This is a genomic window from Nocardioides sp. NPDC023903 (assembly GCF_040639295.1).
Lineage (GTDB): Bacteria > Actinomycetota > Actinomycetes > Propionibacteriales > Nocardioidaceae > Nocardioides.
Window position 1 is genome coordinate 28460 of the sequence record NZ_JBEZZS010000013.1, and the last position, 20915, is coordinate 49374.

The 20915-nt window shown below is 69.6% G+C and carries 21 protein-coding genes; 8 read left to right on the plus strand and 13 right to left on the minus strand.

Annotated features, from left to right (window positions below; translation table 11 throughout):
* Nucleotides 1-5: 5 nt before the first annotated feature.
* Genes AB0F44_RS15380 through AB0F44_RS15405 form a run of 6 tightly spaced genes read right to left on the minus strand, consistent with a single transcriptional unit; the run spans nucleotide 6 to nucleotide 6981 of the window.
* Nucleotides 6-1007, minus strand: a complete 1002-nt coding sequence (locus AB0F44_RS15380; RefSeq protein ID WP_357356793.1) for an SDR family NAD(P)-dependent oxidoreductase — start codon at nucleotides 1005-1007, stop codon at nucleotides 6-8.
* Complete coding sequence (locus tag AB0F44_RS15385; protein ID WP_357356795.1) at nucleotides 1004-2350, minus strand: TIGR01777 family oxidoreductase; 1347 nt, start codon at nucleotides 2348-2350, stop codon at nucleotides 1004-1006. The genes AB0F44_RS15380 and AB0F44_RS15385 overlap by 4 nt, the downstream gene beginning before the upstream one ends.
* Complete coding sequence (locus AB0F44_RS15390) at nucleotides 2347-3696, minus strand: deoxyribodipyrimidine photo-lyase (protein ID WP_357356797.1); 1350 nt, start codon at nucleotides 3694-3696, stop codon at nucleotides 2347-2349. Before AB0F44_RS15390 ends, AB0F44_RS15385 begins: the two co-directional genes overlap by 4 nt.
* Nucleotides 3693-4961 (minus strand): cyclopropane-fatty-acyl-phospholipid synthase family protein, encoded by a 1269-nt coding sequence (locus AB0F44_RS15395; RefSeq protein ID WP_357356799.1) that lies wholly within the window; start codon nucleotides 4959-4961, stop codon nucleotides 3693-3695. Before AB0F44_RS15395 ends, AB0F44_RS15390 begins: the two co-directional genes overlap by 4 nt.
* Entirely contained in the window at nucleotides 4958-5713 is a 756-nt protein-coding gene (locus AB0F44_RS15400; RefSeq protein ID WP_357356801.1) for a DUF1365 domain-containing protein, read from the minus strand. The genes AB0F44_RS15395 and AB0F44_RS15400 overlap by 4 nt, the downstream gene beginning before the upstream one ends.
* Nucleotides 5710-6981, minus strand: a complete 1272-nt coding sequence (locus AB0F44_RS15405; protein ID WP_357356803.1) for an FAD-dependent oxidoreductase — start codon at nucleotides 6979-6981, stop codon at nucleotides 5710-5712. The genes AB0F44_RS15400 and AB0F44_RS15405 overlap by 4 nt, the downstream gene beginning before the upstream one ends.
* A 103-nt stretch (nucleotides 6982-7084) precedes the next feature.
* On the opposite strand from AB0F44_RS15405, the gene AB0F44_RS15410 reads away from it, so the two are divergent.
* From AB0F44_RS15410 to AB0F44_RS15425, 4 genes are all read left to right on the plus strand, one after another.
* Nucleotides 7085-7522, plus strand: coding sequence for an SRPBCC family protein (locus tag AB0F44_RS15410; RefSeq protein ID WP_357356805.1), 438 nt, complete (start codon nucleotides 7085-7087; stop codon nucleotides 7520-7522).
* 8 nt (nucleotides 7523-7530) lie between these two features.
* On the plus strand, nucleotides 7531-8427 hold the full coding sequence (locus AB0F44_RS15415; RefSeq protein ID WP_357356806.1) for a MerR family transcriptional regulator: 897 nt from the start codon (nucleotides 7531-7533) through the stop codon (nucleotides 8425-8427).
* Nucleotides 8428-8532: 105 nt separating this feature from the next.
* Nucleotides 8533-8916, plus strand: a complete 384-nt coding sequence (locus AB0F44_RS15420; RefSeq protein WP_357356808.1) for a DoxX family protein — start codon at nucleotides 8533-8535, stop codon at nucleotides 8914-8916.
* 63 nt (nucleotides 8917-8979) lie between these two features.
* Nucleotides 8980-9174, plus strand: a complete 195-nt coding sequence (locus AB0F44_RS15425; protein WP_357356810.1) for a hypothetical protein — start codon at nucleotides 8980-8982, stop codon at nucleotides 9172-9174.
* Between the two features lie 31 nt (nucleotides 9175-9205).
* Here the strand turns inward: AB0F44_RS15425 and AB0F44_RS15430 are convergent, their stop codons facing one another.
* The 4 genes from AB0F44_RS15430 to AB0F44_RS15445 form a co-directional block, all read right to left on the minus strand.
* A complete protein-coding gene (locus AB0F44_RS15430) occupies nucleotides 9206-9955 on the minus strand; it encodes an enoyl-CoA hydratase/isomerase family protein (protein ID WP_357356812.1) in 750 nt (249 codons plus the stop codon).
* Between the two features lie 92 nt (nucleotides 9956-10047).
* Nucleotides 10048-10740: a hypothetical protein gene (locus tag AB0F44_RS15435; RefSeq protein ID WP_357356814.1), complete on the minus strand. Its 693-nt coding sequence runs from the start codon at nucleotides 10738-10740 to the stop codon at nucleotides 10048-10050.
* A gap of 53 nt (nucleotides 10741-10793) precedes the next feature.
* Nucleotides 10794-11267, minus strand: a complete 474-nt coding sequence (locus tag AB0F44_RS15440) for a nucleotidyltransferase domain-containing protein (protein ID WP_357356816.1) — start codon at nucleotides 11265-11267, stop codon at nucleotides 10794-10796.
* A gap of 123 nt (nucleotides 11268-11390) precedes the next feature.
* A complete protein-coding gene (locus AB0F44_RS15445) occupies nucleotides 11391-13283 on the minus strand; it encodes a right-handed parallel beta-helix repeat-containing protein (RefSeq protein WP_357356818.1) in 1893 nt (630 codons plus the stop codon).
* A 231-nt stretch (nucleotides 13284-13514) separates the two neighbouring features.
* Between AB0F44_RS15445 and AB0F44_RS15450 the strand changes: the two genes are divergently transcribed.
* The gene (locus AB0F44_RS15450) at nucleotides 13515-14279 is read left to right on the plus strand and encodes a FadR/GntR family transcriptional regulator (protein ID WP_357356820.1); all 765 of its coding nucleotides are present in this window, start codon (nucleotides 13515-13517) and stop codon (nucleotides 14277-14279) included.
* Nucleotides 14280-14314: 35 nt separating this feature from the next.
* Here AB0F44_RS15450 and AB0F44_RS15455 read toward each other — a convergent pair whose 3' ends face one another.
* From AB0F44_RS15455 to AB0F44_RS15465, 3 genes are read right to left on the minus strand one after another with little or no spacing between them, the layout of a single operon-like run.
* A complete protein-coding gene (locus tag AB0F44_RS15455; protein WP_357356822.1) occupies nucleotides 14315-15187 on the minus strand; it encodes a carbohydrate ABC transporter permease in 873 nt (290 codons plus the stop codon).
* A complete protein-coding gene (locus tag AB0F44_RS15460; protein ID WP_357356824.1) occupies nucleotides 15184-16161 on the minus strand; it encodes a sugar ABC transporter permease in 978 nt (325 codons plus the stop codon). The genes AB0F44_RS15455 and AB0F44_RS15460 overlap by 4 nt, the downstream gene beginning before the upstream one ends.
* 39 nt (nucleotides 16162-16200) lie before the next feature.
* Nucleotides 16201-17460: an ABC transporter substrate-binding protein gene (locus tag AB0F44_RS15465; RefSeq protein WP_357356826.1), complete on the minus strand. Its 1260-nt coding sequence runs from the start codon at nucleotides 17458-17460 to the stop codon at nucleotides 16201-16203.
* 215 nt (nucleotides 17461-17675) lie between these two features.
* Here AB0F44_RS15465 and AB0F44_RS15470 point away from each other — a divergent pair, with 215 nt between their 5' ends.
* From AB0F44_RS15470 to AB0F44_RS15480, 3 genes are all read left to right on the plus strand, one after another.
* Nucleotides 17676-18662: a hydroxyacid dehydrogenase gene (locus tag AB0F44_RS15470; protein ID WP_357356827.1), complete on the plus strand. Its 987-nt coding sequence runs from the start codon at nucleotides 17676-17678 to the stop codon at nucleotides 18660-18662.
* Nucleotides 18659-20134 (plus strand): hypothetical protein, encoded by a 1476-nt coding sequence (locus AB0F44_RS15475; protein ID WP_357356829.1) that lies wholly within the window; start codon nucleotides 18659-18661, stop codon nucleotides 20132-20134. Before AB0F44_RS15470 ends, AB0F44_RS15475 begins: the two co-directional genes overlap by 4 nt.
* A gap of 74 nt (nucleotides 20135-20208) precedes the next feature.
* Nucleotides 20209-20904: a TIM barrel protein gene (locus AB0F44_RS15480; RefSeq protein WP_357356831.1), complete on the plus strand. Its 696-nt coding sequence runs from the start codon at nucleotides 20209-20211 to the stop codon at nucleotides 20902-20904.
* Nucleotides 20905-20915 lie beyond the last annotated feature (11 nt).

Sequence of the window (20915 nt, forward strand, 5' to 3'; positions counted from 1 at the left end):
CTGAGCTAGGACCTGTCCAGGCCGGCGGCAGCCGCCGCCCATCTCCACAGCGCCTCGGGCTCTCCGCGACCGGGACGGGTCGCTGACCGATAGCTCGTCGGACGCGGCTGACGGTCGTGCCAGAAGGTGCCGGACGGCGGGGCAGGCTCGGTGGCCGCGAGCCATACCGCCGTGTCGGCGCCGGCCTCGGGCGGGCGCAGGAACGGCCGGGTGAACGTACGGAACGCGGGGAGCGATCGGGCGAGGCCAGGTGTGTCCGCCCAGCCGGGGTGCATGACGAAGGTGGAGATCCGATCCGGCGACCAGCGCCGGTCGAGGATCGGTGCCAGCTCCACCTGCATGCGCTTGGACCGCGCGTAGGCGACGGCGCCCTGGTAGGTGCCTTCTGCGAACTCCGGGTCGTCCACAGGAAGGGGCTGCGTGTACATCCCGCCCGAGGCGACGAAGACCACTCTGGCGCCGTGCTCCGAGCGGCGCAGGGCCGGCAGCAGCTGCTCGGTCAGCCGGATCGGCCCGAGCACATGGGTGGCAACGGACAGCTCGTGGCCCTCGACCGACTCGGTCCGCTCGGGCGGCATTACCCCCGCGTTGTGCACGAGTACGTCGAGAGCGGTGCTGCCGCCGTCACGCGCGCAGAAGTCTGCGGCGAACGCGTCGATCATGGCCGGATCGGAGACGTCGCAGCGCTCCGTCCGAAGCTCGGCGACGAGCCCCTCGTCGCGCAGCTGCCGCTCGATCCGCGCGACCGCGGGTGCGGCGCGTTCGGGCGAACGTACGAGGAGGTGGACGCGGGCGCCGAGCCGGGCCAGGCCCAGCACGGTGGCCTCGCCGAGACCGCTGCCGCCGCCGGTGACGACGGCGGTCCGCCCTGTCAGGGCTCCGGGCCGCGGGTCGTCCGCGGCCCAGCGACGGCGACGGATCGCGTAGCCGAGGCGGGAGTAGCCCAGCAAGACCGTGCGGTCGAGCACACGGTCGAGACCCTGGTCAGCTGCTGCGGCGTGCCTCATGTGCGTACGCCCCCGAGGACATGCCGCAGCGCCTGCTCGGCCTCCACGAACCGGAAGCGGTGGTCGAGCCCGAGGAGTCGCTGCGGAACCACCTGCTGGTTCGCGAAGGCCACCTCCTGCGCTCCCTCCCTGCCCAGGAGCAGACGGGGACCGAGCGACGGCGTCGGCAGGATCGCCGGGCGATGCAACGCCCGGCCCAGGGCGGCGGCGTAGGCACGCTGCCGCAGAGGAGTCGGAGCGACGGCGTTCACCGGGCCCGAGAGGCCCTCGTCCACCAGCGCGCGGTGGTAGATGTCGACGAGGTCGTCGATTGCGATCCAGGACTGCCACTGCTCCCCCGACCCCATGGGGCCGCCGAGGCCGGTGGCGAACAGCGGCCGCTGCAGGCGCAGAGCTCCCCCTCGCGGGCTCTGCACGATCCCGGTGCGCACCAGGACGACCCGCATCCCGGCATCCGCCGAAGTCAGCGCCGCCTCCTCCCAGTCGCGGACGACGTCGGCAAGGAAGTCGTCGCCGGGTGTGGAGTCCTCGGTGAGCACCTCCTCGCCGCGGTCGGCCCCGTAGATGCCGATCGCCGATGCGCAGACGAAGACGCCCACTCCTGCTTCCGCGCTGGCCCGAGCAAGCAGGCGGGTGGGCCCGATGCGTGAGTCCCGGATCAGCTCCTTGTGCCTGTCCGTGAAGCGGCCGGCGATGCTGTGTCCGGCCAGGTGGATGACGGCGTCGACTCCGGCCAGCGAGGCCGGGTCGGGGTCGTCCGGGTTCCAGGCGCGCTCGTCGGGTGCGGTCGGCGGGTGGCGTACGAGGCGGACCACGGTGTGTCCGCCGGTGGTGAGGAAGGCCGAGACCGCGCTTCCCACCAGGCCGGATGCGCCGGTGACCGCCACGGTGAGCCGAGGTGTGCCGGCAGCCGAGCGGTGAGCCGCCAGGTCGTCGGCGAGCTGGCGCTGCCGGTAGGCGAACATCGGCTCGAGCAGCCGCTTCGGCAGGGTCGTCGTGACCCTGTCGACCACGGTGGTGCGGTCACCGGCGCTCTCGAAGTCGTGCCGGTGGTGCCACGTCACCGGGACCAGGAACGGACGCGAGACCAGGCGGTCCGCGAAGCGGTGCCCGGCGACGTATTCCTCGGGCAGGTGCTGCGCCACCCAGCGCCGGCCGGCCGGAAACTCGAGCACCGCCGTCCCGTCGGCGAGGTCCTGGGCCTCCTCGGCGATCCGGACCGGCTGCCACGGGGGCACCAACCGCTGGAACGCGCCGGGTCGGCCGTGCCAGTCGAAGACGACGTCGGCCGCGTCCGGCACCGTGTGCCGGAACTCGTGGGTCGTCGTACGCAACAAAGTCATAAGGTCGAGTCCTTCAGCTCTGTCAGCCGGGCCAGCGCCTCGCGCCGCTCCTCGGCATGGTCGACGACGCGTTCAGGGTAGCCGTTGGTAAAGCCCTCGGGGTGGCGCCACGGCTCGTGGGCCGCCGCTCCAGGAAGGTGGCGAAGCTCAGGTACCCAGCGCCGGACGTAGTCACCCTGCGGGTCGAACCGAAGCCCCTGGGTGACCGGGTTGAAGACCCGGAAGTAGGGCGCGGCGTCGGTCCCGGTTCCGGCCACCCACTGCCAGCCGTGGCTGTTGGAAGCCATGTCGCCGTCGAGGAGATGGTCGAGGAAGTGCCGGGCGCCGACCGGCCACCAGATGTGCAGATCCTTGATCAGGAAGCTCGCGACGACCATCCGCACCCGGTTGTGCATCCAGCCCTCCGCGAGCAGCTGGCGCATGCCGGCATCGACGAACGGGAAGCCAGTCGTGCCCGACTTCCAGGCCTCCAACAGCCCGGGGTCCTCGTCGTACTGCATGCCGCGCAGCCCTCCCCGCAGGTCGCGCCAGGCCGACCCGGGGTCGTGCCAGAGCACGTCGGCGTAGAACTCGCGCCAGGCGAGCTCGGCGACGAAGCGCTCGACATCCTCTCCGGAGGCACCGGTGCTATGCCCGCCCAGATCGGCGAGGAGCGTACGCGGGTGGATCTCGCCGTACTTCAAGGCCGTCGAGAGGCGGCTGGTCCGGTCGAGGTCGGGCCGGTCCCGGGCCGAGGCATAGCCGGCCAGGTCGTCAGCGCAGAAGTCCTCCCAGCGGTCGAGCGCCGCCCGCTCGCCGGCCTCCAGGTCGAGATGCTCGGAAGGGGCGGGCAACGGGTGCGACTCGAGCTTGTCCATCCACTCGACCCGAGGATCACCGGCGGGCGCCCGCCATCCGTGCTCGCGCCATGCCCGCAGGAAAGGCGTGAAGACGCGGTAGGGCGCCCCGCTCGCGTTTCGGATCCTGCCCGGGGTCACGGCGTACGGGCTGCCGGTGCCGACCAGCCTGATGTCGTCGGCCGCCAGACGCTGCTCCACCGCCGCGTCGCGTCGCCGGCCGAAGGGGGTCGTCTCGGTCGATACGTGCACCTGGCGCGCTCCGGCCTCGGCGGCGACCTGGGCCACCACCTCGGCCGGGTCGCCCTGGCGGATCACCAGTGCTCCACCCGTCTCCTCGCGCAGCGCGGCGAGCGAGGCCAGCAGCCGCTCCCACCGCAGCCCGGTGCCGGAGAAGCGCGGGTCGAGCACGAAGAGCGGCACCACGTGCCCCTCGGCGGCCGCGGCCTGCAGGGCGGGATGGTCTCCCAGCCGGAGATCCCGCCGGAACCACATCAGCGACGTCGTCATGAGCGGTCCCGTCCGTCGGCCTCCAGGCGGATCTGGGCGACGTCGATGGCCCCGGTCCGGAAGCCCGCCTCGCAGTAGGCCAGGTAGAACTCCCAGGTGCGACGGAACTCCTCGCCGAACGTCTCGGACCGGATGGACGGCCACGCGGCCAGGAAGGCGGAGCGCCAGCGGCGGAGCGTCTCGGCGTAGTCGGCGCCGAACCTGTCGGTGCGGGTCACAGCCAGGCCGACCCGTCCGGCCTGCTCGGAGATGACCGTGGTGGACGGGATCAGCCCGCCCGGGAAGATGTGCTTCTGGATCCAGCCGTAGGAGTTCCGGGTCGCCAGGTAGCGCTGGTGCGGCATCAGGATCGCCTGCAGGGCGATGGCGCCGCCGGGACGGACCAGACGGGACAGGGCGGCGAAGTAGTCGGGCCAGTAGCGCTCGCCGACCGCCTCGATCATCTCGATGCTGACGACGGCGTCGAAGGTGCCGGCGACGTGTCGGTAGTCCTGCACCAGGACCTCGACCCGGTCGGCGTATCCAGCGTCCTCGATCCGCTCCCTGGCCAGCGCCGCCTGCTCGACCGACAGCGTGATGGTGGTGACCCGGGCGCCGCGGCGTGCTGCCTCGATCGCGAGGGTCCCCCACCCTGTACCGATCTCCAGCACGTCGTCACCGGCACCGACGCCCGCCAGGTCGAGAGCCGCGTTGACCTTGCGGAGCTGTGCCTCCTGCAGGTTTTGCTCGACCACCGGACGAGTGCGGTCGAACAGCGCCGAGCTGTAGCTGAGGCTGGGGTCGAGGAACGCGGCGAACATGTCGTTCCCCAGGTCATAGTGGGCGGAGATGTTCTCCTGGGTGTGCTCCACCGCGCCGCGCTGGTCGGCGGGGATCGGCAGGTCGACCAGACGGCTCAGCCGCAGCATCCAGCCGGGCACCAGCCCGGAGAGGCGTGCGGCGTACGGCGCCAGCGCGTCCGCGAGGTCAGTGCCCTCGGCCGCGTGCCAGTCTCCGGCCGTGTACGCCTCACCGAGACCGATCTTCGGGTTCTCCGCGAGCCGGCCGAAGAGCGACTCCGGGCGCTGCAGGACGATGCCCGGCCGCCCCTCCGTACGCGAGCCGCCTCGGCGGTTGAGCAGAGCGCCGTCCGGGAGCACGACGTCCACCGGGACCTGCCGGGTCACCAGGCGCAGAATCTGCTTGGCGACGCCGGCTCGTAGGCTCGCCGCGGCCGCGGGCTCCCTCTGCATCGGCAGCTCGAGCGACACCGGCTCTGCACTCATGATGTGACCTCCTTAGGAGTGGCTGGACGAGGGATGATGGGCAACCTGCGCAGCCACAGCCGGATCCCGTGGAACCGGATGAGCGCGCTGACCCGATGGGGCATCAGCAGGTGGGTGAGGCTGACCCGCAGCAGCGCACGACGCGTCGCGGGCTCCGGGGTCCCGCGGGTGGTCGCGGTCAGCACGCGGGCGCCGTCGCGGTCGAGGCCGACGGTCACGGAGACCTGTTCTGGGTCGACCTGGAGCCGGATGTCATAGGTCCCGTCCATGTCGTTGAACGGCGAGACGTAGAAGGCCTTGTCGGCGCGGGCGTGGCCGCTTCGATCGATGTCGAGCACGTAGGTGTGGCGGCCGCCGTAGGTGTTGTGCACCTCGAAGACGACCGCGCGCAGCACACCGTCGTCCGACTGCACCCAGAAGACGGTGAGGGGGTCGAAGACGTGGCCCAGGACGCGGGCGTTCGCCAGCATCAGCACCCGATCGGTCGGTGCGAGGTCGACGCCGCGGCCGGCGAGGAACACGCCGAGATCGCCACGGACACCAGCTCCCGACGAGCCCCCGTCGAGATGGTCCTCGGCCCGGAACCCGGCCAGGGGACGCAGCCAGAGCGGGAGAAGAGGCAGATCGTCGACGTCGATGAGCCACTGGTAGCTGCGGTGGCGGAACGCGTGCCGCAGCGGCCTCTCGCGGGTGTGGCTGACATGACCGACGACCAGCGCGGGCACCTCGGGAAAGAGCGGTGACGGGATCACCACGTCACCCCGAACGACTCTGCGGCCTCGACGCCGGAGCGGCAGCCGTCCTCGTGGAAGCCCCAGCCGAGGTGGGCGCCGGCGAAGGCCAGGCGAGGTCCGCCGGCCGTACGCAGCCGGGCCGCTGCCGCGACCGCCTCGGTGGTGAAGACCGGGTGCTCATAGCTCATCCGTGCGGTGACCTTGGCCGGGTCGACGTGCTCGGTGGCGTTGAGCGTCACCACGTGCTCGTCCTGGTCGTCGAGGCCCTGGAGCCTGTTCATCCAGTAGCTGACGACCACCTTGTCGGCGCCACCGCCGCACGAGGCGAGGCGATAGTTCCAGGACGCCCGGGCACGGGGCGAGGCCGGCAGCAGAGCGGCGTCGCGGTGCAGCCAGGTCTCGTTGCGCGAGTATCCGATCGCGGCCAGGTCCGACTTCTCCTCCGGGGTCGCATCGGCCAGGAGCCTCAATGCCTGGTCGGCGTGGGTCGCCAGGACCACGCGGTCGAAGTGCCTGGACCCGGCCTCGGTGCGCACCTCGACCCCGTCGGCGTACCGCTCCACGGCGGTCACCGGTTCGCCGGCACGGACCTCGCCCACCCGCTCCGCGATCCTGTCCACATAGGCACGGGAGCCGCCCACGACCGTGCGCCACGTGGGCGACCCGGTGACCTGAAGCATCCCGTGGTGGTCGAGGAAGGCGAACAGGTGTCGAGCCGGGTAGGCGGTGGCGTCGTCGTCACCGCACGACCAGACGCAGGAGACCAGAGGCACGGCGAAGTGCTGGACGAAGTAGTCGCTGAAGCCGCCCTCGTCGAGGAACTGCCCCCACGTCAGATCGCTGTCGGTCTCGAGCAGACGGCGGGCACGACGGTGGAACCGCGGCACGTGCGCCAGCATGCGCAGGAAGCGCGGGTCACCGATGCGACGCGGGTCGGCGAGGATGCCGCCCAGGCCCTTGCCACCGGCGTACGACAGGCCGCAGTCGTCGCAGACGATGCTCATGCTCATCTCGGTCGGCCGGGTCTCGACGCCGAGCTCGGCGAAGAGGCGGAGCAGGTTCGGGTAGGTGCGCTCGTTCATCACGATGAAGCCGCTGTCCACGCGGAGGACGGCTCCCGACGCGGTCGGGACCTCGTGGGTGTGCGCGTGGCCACCGAGCCTCCGCTCGGCCTCGAAGAGCGTGACGTCATGGCTGCGGCCGAGGAGGTACGCCGCGGTCAGCCCGGAGACTCCGCCACCGATCACGGCAACCGTCGGCCGCCGGGTGTGCGCCGCTCGGCTCATGGGAACTCCCTCGTCAGGCAACGGCATTGCCGCTGGCTACTTTCGGAGATCGAACGTACAATGTTTGTACAAGGTATGTCAAAGGTTTGAAAGGGGCACGATGATGAAGATCGATCGAACCGTGGAGACCTCCGCACCGACCGCTGAGGTGTTCGACTTCCTGGCCGACTTCACCAACACCGAGGAGTGGGATCCGGGCACGGTGCGCACCGACCGCATCTCCGGGAACGGCGGGGTCGGGACGGCGTACGCGAACACGTCTCGCTTCCTCGGGCGCAACACCGATCTCACCTACGTGGTCGAGGTCTACGAGCCCGGCAAGCGTGTCAGGCTACGTGGCGAGAACAAGACGGTCGTGGCCCATGACACGATGACCTTCGTACCGACAGCCACGGGCGGCACTTCTGTGCGTTACGTGGCCGAGTTCGAGCTGAAAGGCATGGCCAGGATGGTGGCCCCACTGCTGACCCCCGCGTTCACCCGCCTGGGTGACTCCGCCTCCGAGCAGATGCGCGCGACCCTGGACCGACTGGGCCGGTAGCGGAGCAGATGTACACCATCAAGCACGCGGCACAGCGGGTCGGCATCACCACCGCGACGCTTCGTGCCTGGGAGCGCCGATACGGCGTCATCGCTCCCCACCGGTCCGAGAGCGGCTACCGCCTGTACGGCGACCACGACGTCGCCGTGCTGCGCTCGATGAAGCAGCTCGTGGACCAGGGATGGTCGGCCGGGCTGGCTGCGGCCGAGGCGATCCGGCTCGATCGCGCGCAGCCCGCTCACGAGGTCGCGACGGAGGCACGGGGCGACGGAGCCGGCCCCTCCGCCGACCTCGCGGAGCGACTGACGACCGCCGCGTCGGCACTCGACACCACCGACCTGGCGGCGACCCTGGATCAGGTGTTCGCCCTCGGCGGCTTCGAGACGGTGATGGCCGAGCACGTCTTCCCCGCCCTGGAGGAGCTCGGCGACGCCTGGGCCGACGGCCGGGTCAGCATCGCCGGCGAGCATCTGGCCTCGAACGCGGTGATGCGGCGCCTCGCCCTCGCGTACGAGGCGGCGGCCGCCCATGGCCACGGGCCCCGCATCGCCCTCGGGACGGCACCCAACACCCGCCACGAGATCGGCCTCTTCGCCTTCGCCGTCGCCGCCCGGCGACACGGCATGGACACCGACTACCTGGGTGCCGATCTACCGATCGACGACTGGCTCGGCGTCGTCGACGACCCCGCCCTCGCCGCCGCGGTGCTGGTGATCCCGACCACCGCCGACATCATCGCCACCGCCGAGGTGATCACCGCCCTGCACGAGCACCGCCCCGAGCTCGTCGTGGCCGTCGGCGGAGCCCAGCAGAGCCACGCCCCCGAACCCGCGATCCGCCTGGGCCACGACATCGCTGCCGGTGCGAGGACGCTTGCGACCCTGATTTCCCAGAAGCAGCACTGACCTCCTTCTCTCCGACCGCGACCGGGGCGGAAACCGCGCCGTCGTGTCACACGGCATCACGCCGTCTCGTCTCCAGTGGTGAACCCACGGACAAGGAGAGAAATGATGCACATCGCCCTATGGATCACCGCCGGACTGCTGGCTCTCGTCGCCCTCGCAGGGGGCATCACCAAGACCTTCATGCCGCTGGAGAAGCTCGCTCAGCACGACGGCGCCGCATGGATCCGTGACGCCAGGCCGTCCTTCGTCAGGACCCTCGGCGTACTCGAGATCCTGGCGGCGATCGGGCTCACCCTTCCCGCCGTGCTCGGTGTCGCACCTGTCGTCGTGCCAATCACCGCCGCCTGCTGGATCGCGTTGATGATCGGCGCGATGATCACCCACGGCCGCCTCGGTCAGGCAAAGCTGGTCATGGTCAACGTGGTCTACCTCGCCCTGGCCCTCTTCATCGTCGTCGGCCGCTTCGGCCCCACACCCTTCACCGCCTGACGCCCTCAGCGGTCGTCGGACTCCAGTCGCTCGGTCTCGACCTTGAGCGCCTCGATGACATGGATGATGCCCTACATCTGGGCCGACCCGGCCTCGACCGACGACCACGTGATCTGGGTGCTCCATTACCCCAACTACGCGACCCAGGCGGTCTCGATGTACCTCGTCATCTGCCTGGCAGCCGCCTGGTTCGGCACCCGGCTGCGCCAGCTGGCCCTCGGCATCGACTTCGTCGACCAGGGACAGCCGGTGTCGTAGGCGGCCGCTCCGGCCAGCGCTCGGCGCGGGCTCAGCGCCCGAGCACGGCGCGGAGCCGACCCACCTGGGCGGTGCGCTCGGCGAGACGCTGCTCGTCGAGGCTCCGGCTCGACGCAGCCGCCAAGAGCTCGTGTGTACGCCGCACCGCGGTCGCATCGTGGGCGACGAGCGATCCGACCAGGTCGGTGAGCGTGGAGTCCAGCTCGGCCGCCGGCACGACGCTCTGCGCGAGACCGAGCCGCCCGGCCTCCTCAGCGCCCACCTTGCGCGCGGTGGCACAGATCTCGAGCGCTCGCGAATAGCCCACGGCCTCGACCAGCGGCTTGGTGCCGGCCAGGTCTGGAACCAGCCCCAGCGCAGGCTCCTTCATGCAGACCCAGGCGTCGTCGGCCATGATCCGCAGGTCGCACGCCAGCGCCATCTGGAAACCGGCCCCGATCGCGTGCCCCTCGACGACGGCGATCGAGATGAACCTCGGGTCGGCCAGTGCCACGAACGGCCGCTGATACTCACCGATCAGGTCGATGACCTCCTGATCGCTCCGCGCCAGCGTCGCGACCAGACTCCCCGCCACCTCGGTCTGCCCCGGGTCGACCAGTGACAGGTCCAGCCCCGCGGAGAACGTGCCGCCCGCCCCGCGCACCACGACGACCCGCACCTCAGCCGGAAGCGACTCGAGGAACTCCGCGATCGCCGCCCACATCACCGGATGCTGTGCATTGCGTACGTCAGGACGGTCCAGCAGCACCGTCGCCACCACACCGTCGATGCTCAGATCCACACCTGGTTCGTTCATATTCAAGGCTCGCCGTTCCCTTCGGGCAGGAGTACGTCGCGCGACGCGTCACCAACCTAATGGACCTGCCGCATGGGTCAGCCGGGGGCGTCGACGAAGACGCGGCCCATCGCGAAGATGCCGCGCTGCGGGATCCAGAAGTCGCCGAGACGCGCCTGCTGCGGCAGCGGCGCCGGCGGACCCGCATCCATGCCGTTGATCGTCGCCGTCGCGTCGACGACTCGCCAGATCCGGAGCGGGTTGGCGTCGAACGGGAGACCGTTCGCCGTGAGCCCGGTCATGGAGACCTTGCCGACCCCGAGGGTTGCCGACGCCATGGCACCCATCGCCCTGAGCATCGCGGTCGAGCGCCAGGCCGCCATCGGCATCCCACCACCCATCGCGTTCATCACTCGCGTCATCGGCGACGCCGCCAGCGTGAGCCGCCAGTCCGCCCGTCCCTCGGCCGCCACGTGCAGCTGCGTGGGTCCATCCCAGGTCACGTCGATCGGGACGACCACAGACTCTCGGACGCCGTGTCCGAACCACCTCGAGCATGCGAACTGCGGCTGCGCCGACTCGTAGAAGTGCCAAGACCCGTCCGGCTCGCGGTGCCAGATCGAGGTGAACTGCTCCCCCACCGACGACGCCGTCCACCGTCGCAGCCCCAGCACATGTCCCGACTCGAAGGTCTGCCCCATCACGCCGTAACCCGCGACGCGTTCCTCCGACCCCCGCGGCAGCTGCGGGTGCCGCTCGGACTCCTCGGCGTACTCGCGCGGTGGCCTCATCTTCAAAGGCTAGACCTCCTCAGGCCGCGCCGTCGCGTTCCAGGAGACCTCCGTCAGAGCAACACCGCATCGCGTCGTACGTCATCGTCGAGCCGCGGCTTCAGGCCGCCGTAGTCGACCAGGTCGATCTCCCGTCCAAGAATCTGCTCGAGCACCCTCTTGAACCGGATGAACCCGAAGGACGACGTCCCTTCCGGCGCCTCGACAACCAGGTCGATGTCGGAGTCGAACCGTGCGTCGCCACGAGCGACCGATCCGAAGACCGCGAGTCTGCGGTAGCCCGCATCCTCGGCAACACTCCGGAGGACCGGTCCAGCAGCCTCGACCAGAGCTTCAGGGTGAAGCCGCGCCAGGTCCTGCGCCACCTTCAGCTGCTGACTGACCGCCGGCTGACTCACCCCGAGCTCGGCGGCGATCTCCCGCTGGCTCATGCCTGACGCCACCATCGCCCGCAGCGCAAGCACACGACGAAGCCGCGCGACCTCTTCCTCGTGTCGCGCTTGGCGGTACGCAGCCACCCCAGTCATAAGGGAACCTTATCACCGCTCGAGTCTCGGCAGAGCGAACCAACCCGGACGGCCGCAGGCCCGGCGCGATGCGCCGGGCCTGCAGTGGTGATGCTCCCAGCACGAAGCCGGGTCAGCGGGTCCCTAGGAGCGGGCCGCCTCGATCTGGGCGCTCACGTCGTAGGGGAACTCCGAGGTGATGCCGATCTTGTCGTACTCCATCTTCGAGGCGTCGAACCCGTCGTTCCAGTTGCCGTTGGTGACCTCGTTGCACTGGTAGGACTGGTAGGACTGGTCGGTGGTCTCGCCGACCTCGATGTTGGCGAAGGAGAACCCGCAGCCGCCGGCGTCCATGTGGATGCCGCGCGTGCCGGAGTCGGGCATCTCCCCGACGGGGTCGGTCAGCACGTCACCGATCACCATCTGCTCCACCTTGTTCTTGATCGGGTGCGGATCCTGGTTGGCCACGCCGTAGGTGTAGAACGCGCCCATGTCGCCTGAGTCCAGGCCTGCGTTCTGGATCTCGATGTAGCGGAAGGTGTTGTTGTCGGTGTACTGCTCGCCGTCGACGACCTCCGGACGCGACTCCAGGCTGATGCCGTACCGCGCAGAGTGGTTGACGAAGATGTTCTCTACCAGGTTGTTGCCGGTGTCCATCAGCTCGATCCCGGAAGCATCGCCGGGCACCGTCTCGCCGATGTGGTCGATGAAGACGTTGGAGATCGTGTGCCCGTGGCTCAGGTCGCCCTCACCGGGCCAGCCACCCTCGATCTTGATCGCGTCCGCGCCGATGTTCTCGAACCAGCTGTTGGTGACCTTCAGTCCCTCGTTGGCGAACAGGGCGTAGACACCCATGAACCCGGTGTCGGAGACATGCAGGTTGGTCAGCGTGACGTCCTTGGTGTTCTCCAGCGTGATCGCACCGAACCGGTTGCGCGGCATCTCGATCTGCCGGTCGTACTCGGGGTACTTGTGGGGCTCACCCGAGTCGCCCGCCGAGATCCATCCCGCGCGGTACCAGTCGACGAAGTCGCTGTGCTGCAGCCCGATGCCGTCGAAGGTGATGTCGTGCGCGCGTCGCTCCGGGGTCGCGCCCTTCACGTCGATCAGCTTCTTCACCGTCGGCGCCATGATCCGCACCTTGCTGATGTCGCCCTTCGGCTTGTAGTAGATCTCGTTGTTGGCGTAGTCGAAGTAGTACTCGCCCGCCTGATCCAGGAACGGAAGGGCGTTCTGGATGAAGTAGCGCGAGCCGCCACCGCTGTTGACCAGCGCGTAGCGGGTCCAGTACTTCAGCGTGGTGAAGCCCTTGCGGTAGTCGGCCCCACCGAGCGGCACGGTGTCGGTGAACCAGCTCCAGGAGCCACCGGACCACACGGTCACCTGGGCGTTGGCCAGGGGGTTGCTGGTCGGGGTGTCGTCCCACGCCGGGTCCCAGTCACCTTCCTCCCAGTACAGCCACTGCCGCACAGCCTCCTTCTCGGGCTCGCCGAGCTTGGAGAAGAGGTACGGCCCGTGCGAGTCCACCGACCCACGGTTGGGATAGCGGGCGACCTCGGCTCGCGCGCCGTCCTCGAACAGCGTGTAGAACCGCTGCCCCGGCTCGACCTTGGTCTTGTAGATCCCGTCACGGAACGGCTCCCAGCCGGTCAGCTCCTTCGCGCCGGTCAGAACCGCCTTGCCCGGTCCGTCGACCGACCGGTACACCACGTCGTGGCCGTTGCTGCCGCTGTCGCGGTCGTCGAGCTCGAGCGTCGAGTCGACCTGGTACTCACCGGCCCGGACGTTGACCGTGACGTCGCAACCCATGTTGTCATTGAGCTTCTTGTCGCGGATCTCGTCACGGGCACGCTCCGGGGTCGCGAACGGCGCCGCCTCCGAGCCGGCGGCTTCGTCGCTTCCCTCGGGCGAGACCCAGAGGGTCTTGCACTTTCCTCCCGCCGCGTCGGCGGTTTCTGTGGTGACCGCGAAGCCGGTGACCGCGACGACGGCTGCCGCGGCCAGCGCGCCGAGACGGCGCGTCCTTGGTTGCTGCATGGTCCGTTCCCTTCTCTATGGGGGCGGAGCGCCCGGCGAGAGGCAGAAGAACCACCCGAGGGTGGCCGTGCGGCCTCCGAGACGAGCTCCGTGTGACATACGCCACGCCACTAGCGTGATGTCAGACATATGACGTGTCAAGACCTGCCTGGATGATGAGATGTCGCGCCCGGCCACGCCGCACGTCCAATGCATGCGCTCGGCGACGTACGATGTCCTACACTTCCGGGTATGCCGCAACCGCTTACCCGGACCACCACGGTCCTCTCTCAGCCGCGTGACCGGCAGCCGATGCTCGGAGTGGTCGTCGTGGACGAGCTCGTGGACGCGATCGTCTCCGGGCGTCTGGCTCCGGGCGACGCGCTGCCGCCCGAAGGACCGCTCAGCGAGCAGTTCGGCGTGAGTCGCACCGTCGTCCGCGAGTCCGTGAAGCGCATCGAGGAGAAGGGCCTGGTCACGATCGCGCGCGGTCGCGGCACCGAGGTCCGCCCGATGACGGCGTGGAACACGATGGACCGAGTGGTCCTCACTGCCTTGATCAAGCACGACGAGACGCTGGGCATCCTCGACGAGCTCAGTGTCGTACGCGCCCAGCTCGAGTCCGTGATGGCGGCAGAGGCCGCCCAGCGGCGATCGGACGACCAGATCGCCGAGCTCGACCAGGCGATGCAGCGGATGCGGGAGAGCACCGCCGACGAGGACGTCTTCCGCGCCGCCGACGTGGCCTTCCACGAGACCGTCATGGAGCTGTCCCGCAACCGGCTCGCCGGCAACATCGCTCGTACGCTCATGGACCATGCCCTGGAGAGCTCGCGCTACCACGGGGTCGACACTCCCGACGCGTTCGCGGTGACCCTGCGTGAGCACGAGGCCGTGCACGCCGCGATCTCCGAGGGCGACCCCGTCCGGGCGCAGGACGCGATGAACAACCACATTCTCGAGGCGTGGCGCCGCCGCAGGCTGCCGTTGCCCGAGGCCGGCAACCGCGAGGGCTGAACCCACGTGTGGGCGGCCATCTGGCCGCCCACACCTCACCCCTTGACCGCTCCGGCGGCCAGGCCGCTCATCACCCAGCGCTGTGTGAGCACGAAGATCACCAGGATGGGCAGCACCGCGAGCAGCAGAGTGGGGAACACCTGCGTGTAGTCGGCGGAGTACTCCCCCACCGAGGCGTAGACACCGGTGGTGACCGTGTAGAGGCCCGAGCCGGGCCCCAGGATGAGCTGCGGGCTGGCGAAGTCGTTCCACACGCTCAACGTGTTCAGGATGAACACGGTCGCCAGGATCGGCTTCATGAGCGGCAGGATGATCGTCCACAACGTCCGGTAGGGGCCGGCGCCGTCGATCGCCGCGGCCTCGTCGAGCGAGGCGGGCAGCATCCGGATGAACCCGGTGAAGACGAAGATCGTGAACGGCACCGTCGCCGAGGCCATGAAGAGCACCAGGCCGGGGAACGTCGACATCAGCCCGAGGGCCCGGAGCACGAAGATCACCGGCACCAGGATCACCTGGGTCGGGATGAACATTCCCGAGATGAAGAACAGAAGCGCCGCACCGAACACCGGGCGTGGCGAGCGCGCGATGACGTACGCCGCGGGCGCGCACACGCCGATGGAGACGACGTTGACGCAGACGACCAGCCCGATCGTCACGGCGTAGCCGAACGCGATGTCGAAGTCGGGGTTGTTCCAGGCCGCGACGAGATGCTCGAGCGTGAACTGGCCAGGCGACAGCGAGAAGGGCCTGCTGACGATGTCGCGCTGGTCCTTGAACGCGTTGACGACCAGGAGGTACATCGGCACCAGCATGAACAGGCACAGCGCGGTGACCGCGGCGTACCAGCCCGGCGTACGACGCTCGCCGATCGGGCTCCGGCGACTCGTGAGTGCTCGCAGGGCGCTCATTCCTGGACCCCCTGGTCGTGACGGCGTCGCAGCGCGAGTACGCCGAACGCGAGGATTGCAGCGACCAGGATGAGGACCACGGCTTCAGCCGAGGCCAGCCCGACCTGCCGCTTGGGGAACTCCACGGCGAGGATCTGGTAGGCGAAGGTCTTCGTGGAGCCTGCCGGCCCACCACCGGTCAGGGAGACGACGACGTCGTAGGTCTTGAGCAACGAGATCATCGAGGTGATCAGGGCAACCGTCACCGACGGCGCGAGAGCAGGCCAGGTGACGTGGCGGAAGGTCTGCCAGCGGTTGGCACCGTCCATGCGCGAGGCCTCCAGGAGCTCGGCGGGCACGGCTTGGAGGCCGGCGAGATAGATGAGCAGCTGGACGCCGAACTGCGCCCAGGCGATGACGAGGATCAGGGTGGCGAGCGCCCAGGTCTCGTCGCTGAGGAACGGGAGCGGGCTGCTGCCCAAGTTCTCCAGCAGCGAGTTGACGGCGCCCTGCGGGCCCAGGATCGCCGACCAGAGGAAGCCGACCACGATCAGGCTGAGCACGTGCGGGTAGAACATGACCACCCGGGCGAACGCGGTGAAGCGCGTGGTGCGCCACAGCAGGAGAGCCAGGCCGAGCGCCGCGGCGTTGATCACCATCGAGCCCGCGACCGCGACGATCGCGGTTACGACCATGGAGCCTCGGACGTCAGTGGACTGGAAGAGCCTGACGTAGTTGTCGAAGCCGACGATCTCCGGGGTCTGTGTCGGGAAGCCGTTGTAGTCGGTGAAGCTGTAGTAGACGGCGTACCCGACGGGCACGACGAGGAGGCCGACGAAGACCACCAGCGCGGGCAGCACCATCGAGGCCTCCACCCACCGCGAGGTGCGCGGACGGGAACCGGATGACCGGCCGATCGCCCGGCGAGGCGGGGCCCCTCCCTCCCGCGGCAGGTCCACTGCCGCGGGAGGGGTGTCGGTGTTGCTGGCGCTCATGAGAGCCATCATCGTTCTCCTCGTCGTGGCCTCGAGGGGTCAGCCATTCTGCTCGGCCCAGTCGTCGAGTGCCTTCGCGGCGTCCTCGGGGCTGGTTCCGGTGTAGAGGCTCTGCACGATCTCGGTGAACTTGTCGTTGAGGCCCACGACGGGCAGGCGGATGTCGCCCGCGCCCTCGCCCACCGCCACCAGCTCGGGTGCCTCGTCGATGATCGCCTGGATCTCCGTCGCGACCGGGGACTGCTCGACGGAGGCTCCGGCACGGAACACGCCGTCGGCGGTCAGCTGGCTCTCGATCGCGGCCTGGTCGGTCACGAGGTACTCGACGAGCTGGAGGGCTTCGTCGGAGTGCTCGCTACCGCCGTAGACCATGTAGGGGCTGGCCATGGTGGCGCCCTGCGGGCCGGGGTAGGCCATGCCCTTGTCCACCGGCGGGGAGAAGACACCCACCTCGAAGGGGAGCTCGCCGGCGTTGTCCAGGCTGGCGACGAGCCAGCTCCCGAGCGGGTACATCCCGACCTTGCCTTCCATGAAGTTGGCGTCGGCCGTGGTCGGGTCGAGGCCGACATCGGTCTTCTTGATGTAGCCGTCACCCAGCCAGGTGGCGTAGTGCTCGAACATCGGCTCGAAGGCGTCACCGAGGGTCAGCTTGCCGTCGGCGACGGCCGTCTGCCACTCGGGCTGATCGGTGTTGAGGGTGGGGTGCCACAGCTGCTGGAGCTGGAGGCCGGTCTCCCACTGGCCCGCGGTCTGGAGCGGGGTGTAGCCGGCGGCGGCGAGCTTGCCGAGCGCGGCGTCGAACTCGTCCCAGGTCTGCGGCGTGGCCTTGATGCCGGCCTTCTCGAAGGCGGCCTTGTTGTAGTAGACGAGCGACTGCGCCTGGGAGCCGACACCGGCGACCAGTCGCTTGCCGTCGATGGCGTAGGTGTCGACCATCGGAGTGTCCTCGACCCAGCTCTCGTCGGAGAGGTCGAGGACCTCAGGAGCGATCTGGTCGTCCGGGAAGATCGACTGGACCACGTCGGGAGCGGTGCCCGCCGCGAGCTGAGAGCTGAAGGTCTCGCTCACGTTGGTGCCGGTCGGGCCCTCGATCTTGACGTCGATGCCGGTCTCGTCCTCGAAGGGCTTCACCAGGTCGTTCCAGAAGTCTTTGGTGAGGTTGTCGGTCAGGTTGACCAGCACCCGCACCTCCTTGCTGTCGTCGCTGGCGGCACCGTTGCCTCCGCAGGCCGCGGTCGCGATCAGGGGAAGCAGAGCCGCTGCGACAGCACCCGCCCTCCACAAGCGTCGTGTCTCCACAGGAATCTCCGTTTCGTCGTCCGTCGATCTTCATCCGACGGAGGTTGTACGCGTGGACTCTGGCGATTCGGACTGCCGACCACCGGAGTGAGGAAAGCGCTATCCCGGGCGCCAACGTGACGAAGATAACACATCTTATGTTTAAATGGGCAAGCCCAGATCTCGCCGTTTCCGAAACGGCCCCGACAGCCTCGATGACCGAGAGGATCCGCCTCGTGCGCGCCGCTTTTGCGATGACTCCCCATCTTCAGCATCGGTTCTTCGATGCGCCCCTCTTGGCCGAGTTGGGCGAGCTCGTGGACATCGATCCCGACCTCGTACTGACGTCGTACGACGACCCGCGTGCCGCCGATGTGGAGGTGCTCGTCACCGCCTGGGGCACGCCGACCATCGACGCCTCGGCGCTCGCCCGGATGCCCCGGCTGCGTGCCGTCGTCCATGCCGCGAGCTCGGTGAAGTACTTCCTCACCCCGGCGGCCTGGGAGCGTGAACTCCGGGTCACCTGCGGCGTGGAACCCAACGCCCAACCGGTCGCCGAATACGCCCTGGCCGCGGTGCTGTGGGCGACGAAGTCGGTCCTTCCGCTGACCGAGCGGTTCCGCGTCGAGCGGGCGGCTCCCGATCTCACTGTCGACGACACCATCGACGGTGCGTACGGCACGACCATCGGCGTGCTGGGCGCATCCGCCACCGGCCGTGCCCTGATCGAGCTGCTCGACCCATTCGACCTCACCGTTCTGGTCAGCGACCCGACGATCGACGCAGCACGCGCCGCCGAGCTGGGTGCAGAGCTCGTGGATCTCGACCAGCTCTTCGCGCGCTCGCGCGTCGTCTCGCTCCATGCACCGCTGCTGCCGCAGACCCAGCACCTCGTCGACACCCGCCTGCTCGGGCTCATGGGCGACGGCGCGACGCTGATCAACACCGCTCGCGGAGGCATCGTCGACCACGACGCGCTCCGCGCCGAGCTGGTCTCGGGCCGGCTGCGCGCGGTTCTCGACGTGACCGAGCCCGAGCCACTCCCCGCCGATGATCCGATGTGGAGCCTGTCCAACGTCACCCTGACCCCGCACATCGCCGGCTCGCAGGGCGGTGAGCTGCTCCGCCTGGGCCGCGGCGCCGTCGACGAGGTGCGCGCCCTGATCGAGGGCCGGCCGCCGCTGCGCCCGGTCGACCCCACCAGCCTGGCCACCAGCGCATGACCGACACCTTGAAACCGGAGACCGACGTGACGACCCCCACCACTGCGCCCGACCTCACCCACCTCACCCGCTGGTTCCTGACGTGGGTCACCGATGAAGGGGCGATCAACGGCTTCCACAACCACAGCGTGTGGGGCACGAACCCCGCGACCTTCCTCGACTGGACCAGCGGCCACGCCGCCTTCTCCGCGCCGGCGCTCGGCGCCGTCGCGCAGCTCCTCGCCGCACAGCCCGATGACCGGGCCGCCGAGGTATGGCGCCGGATGATGCGCTTCCAGAGCAGCGCCCTGCAGGACGACGACCAGTACAAGCACGTCGGCTTCCAAGTCGGGGAGTCGGCCACGACCGGCCTGATCCACAACGCCGCCGGCAGCATCGGCCTGCTCCTCGGGCTCAAGCACGCCCGGCACCTGCTCGACGACGCCGAGGCCGACCGCATCGTCGACGTGGTGCGCCGCAACCTGGTCGCCCTCCACTCCTTCGGCGGCGGCCGCCCGGCCGAGGACGGCACCTGCAACCAGGAGTACGCCCGGGTGTGGGTCAAGCTGCTGCTGTCCGAGGTGACCGGCGACGACAGCGGCCTGGCCGAGATCGGCGAGGACCTCGACGTCCTCATCGCCCGCCACCACGAGCCCGGAGTCCCGGACGCCGACTCCTCGGGCACGTGGCGACAAGCCGAGGACCGGGTCACCGGCGGGATCCTCGAGCCCGCGGAGTACTACGGCCTGATGATCATGCCGCTGCTGCTCGGCCACCTGCGCCTGGGCGAGCAGCGCTACCTCGACGAGGCGGTCCGGCTGTGCCGCCACGTAGCCCGCTCGGCGTGGACCGACGCGGACGACCAGACCCGCTTCCACCGCTACTGGTACGTCGCGCCCAGCACGACCCTGAAGAGCGACACCCCCATGCTGATCGCGGGCATGGGTCTGTCGCTGCACGGCATCCGCGAGGTGTGCCGGGTGCGCCCCGACGCCGAGCTCGAGGAGTTCATGGCGCGTTGTCGGGCGACGTACGCGCACTATCAGGCCCCGGCCGGCTACTTCGCCTCGGCGACCCACTGGGGCACCGAGGCCGACGTCGCGCCGAGCACGGCGTGGCACGCCCACGACCTGGTGTTCCTCGCCGACGACGTCGAGGACCCGGGCCCCGACTTCTGGAAGACGGTGCTCACGCCCGACGAGCGCCAGTCGGTGCTGATGACCAACCGGGCGGTATGGGCCGAGTACGGCGCTCACTGGTGCATCCGCAGCCCGCTGACCGCAGGCGACCTGCACCTCTACGGCCGCAAGGACCGGGCGGTGTTCGGGCGCGACTTCTTCGCGTGGACCGACAAGGTGCCGCTCGACGACGAGCTGCGCTACCCCGAGGCGCCGCTCTTCCTCGAGACCAACGACGGCATGCGTCGCGTGGACGCCTCCGATCGCCCGACGGACGTCTCCGCGCTGGGCACGACCTACCGGGGCACGCTCTGAGCACGCCCAGCGGCCAGCCGCTGCTGCGCCCCGGGTTGTGCTCGGTCACCGCCCGTCATCTTTCGACGGACGGGGTGCTCGAGGCCGCCGCGAAGGCCGGTCTGGCCTCCATCGAGTGGGGCGCGGACGTCCACGCCCCGCCGGCCGGCGACCTGCGCGGCCTGGCGGACGCGACCGCCGCTACCGGGCTGGCCGTCGCCTCCTATGGCACCTACTGGCGGGCGCCGGCGGACGACGACGGGGCCGCGCTGATCGGCGCGGCCCTGGCGCTGGGTTGCACACGCCTACGCATCTGGGCCGGCACCACCGGCTCGGCCGAGGCTTCCCCCACCGAGCGCGCCGAGGTCGTACGTCGCGTACAGCGGCTGGCCGACGAGGCCGGCGGACACGGCCTCGAGCTCGCCTTCGAGCACCATGACCGGACCTTGGCGGACACGGTCGAGTCCACCCTCGACCTCCTCGCCGAGGTGGACCGGCCGAACGTCGGCACCTACTGGCAGCCCCGGGTGGGCGAGCCGGCAGAAGTGGCCCTGGCCGGCCTGGCCCGGCTGCTCCCCCACGTACGTGCGGTGCACGCGTTCTCCTGGTGGCCGGATCTCGAGCGGCTGCCGTTGGCAGGCCGCGCCGACCTGTGGCCACCGGTGCTGGAGATGCTCGCCACCACCGGGCGACCGACGGACGTACTGCTGGAGTTCCTGCCCGACGACGACCTGTCGCTGCTGCCGGGCGAGGCAGGTCGCCTGCGCGAGTGGATCGCGCAGGCGACCTGACTGCTCTGTCC

Excerpts from the sequence above, each read along its gene's own strand:
- AB0F44_RS15380 (WP_357356793.1), bottom strand. The coding sequence starts at position 1,007 with ATGAGGCACGCCGCAGCAGCTGACCAGGGTCTCGACCGTGTGCTCGAC.
- AB0F44_RS15385 (WP_357356795.1), bottom strand. The coding sequence starts at position 2,350 with ATGACTTTGTTGCGTACGACGACCCACGAGTTCCGGCACACGGTGCCG.
- AB0F44_RS15390 (WP_357356797.1), bottom strand. The coding sequence starts at position 3,696 with ATGACGACGTCGCTGATGTGGTTCCGGCGGGATCTCCGGCTGGGAGAC.
- AB0F44_RS15395 (WP_357356799.1), bottom strand. The coding sequence starts at position 4,961 with ATGAGTGCAGAGCCGGTGTCGCTCGAGCTGCCGATGCAGAGGGAGCCC.
- AB0F44_RS15405 (WP_357356803.1), bottom strand. The coding sequence starts at position 6,981 with ATGAGCCGAGCGGCGCACACCCGGCGGCCGACGGTTGCCGTGATCGGT.
- AB0F44_RS15410 (WP_357356805.1), top strand. The coding sequence starts at position 7,085 with ATGAAGATCGATCGAACCGTGGAGACCTCCGCACCGACCGCTGAGGTG.
- AB0F44_RS15415 (WP_357356806.1), top strand. The coding sequence starts at position 7,531 with ATGTACACCATCAAGCACGCGGCACAGCGGGTCGGCATCACCACCGCG.
- AB0F44_RS15420 (WP_357356808.1), top strand. The coding sequence starts at position 8,533 with ATGCACATCGCCCTATGGATCACCGCCGGACTGCTGGCTCTCGTCGCC.
- AB0F44_RS15425 (WP_357356810.1), top strand. The coding sequence starts at position 8,980 with ATGATGCCCTACATCTGGGCCGACCCGGCCTCGACCGACGACCACGTG.
- AB0F44_RS15435 (WP_357356814.1), bottom strand. The coding sequence starts at position 10,740 with ATGAGGCCACCGCGCGAGTACGCCGAGGAGTCCGAGCGGCACCCGCAG.
- AB0F44_RS15440 (WP_357356816.1), bottom strand. The coding sequence starts at position 11,267 with ATGACTGGGGTGGCTGCGTACCGCCAAGCGCGACACGAGGAAGAGGTC.
- AB0F44_RS15445 (WP_357356818.1), bottom strand. The coding sequence starts at position 13,283 with ATGCAGCAACCAAGGACGCGCCGTCTCGGCGCGCTGGCCGCGGCAGCC.
- AB0F44_RS15450 (WP_357356820.1), top strand. The coding sequence starts at position 13,515 with ATGCCGCAACCGCTTACCCGGACCACCACGGTCCTCTCTCAGCCGCGT.
- AB0F44_RS15455 (WP_357356822.1), bottom strand. The coding sequence starts at position 15,187 with ATGAGCGCCCTGCGAGCACTCACGAGTCGCCGGAGCCCGATCGGCGAG.
- AB0F44_RS15460 (WP_357356824.1), bottom strand. The coding sequence starts at position 16,161 with ATGAGCGCCAGCAACACCGACACCCCTCCCGCGGCAGTGGACCTGCCG.
- AB0F44_RS15475 (WP_357356829.1), top strand. The coding sequence starts at position 18,659 with ATGACCGACACCTTGAAACCGGAGACCGACGTGACGACCCCCACCACT.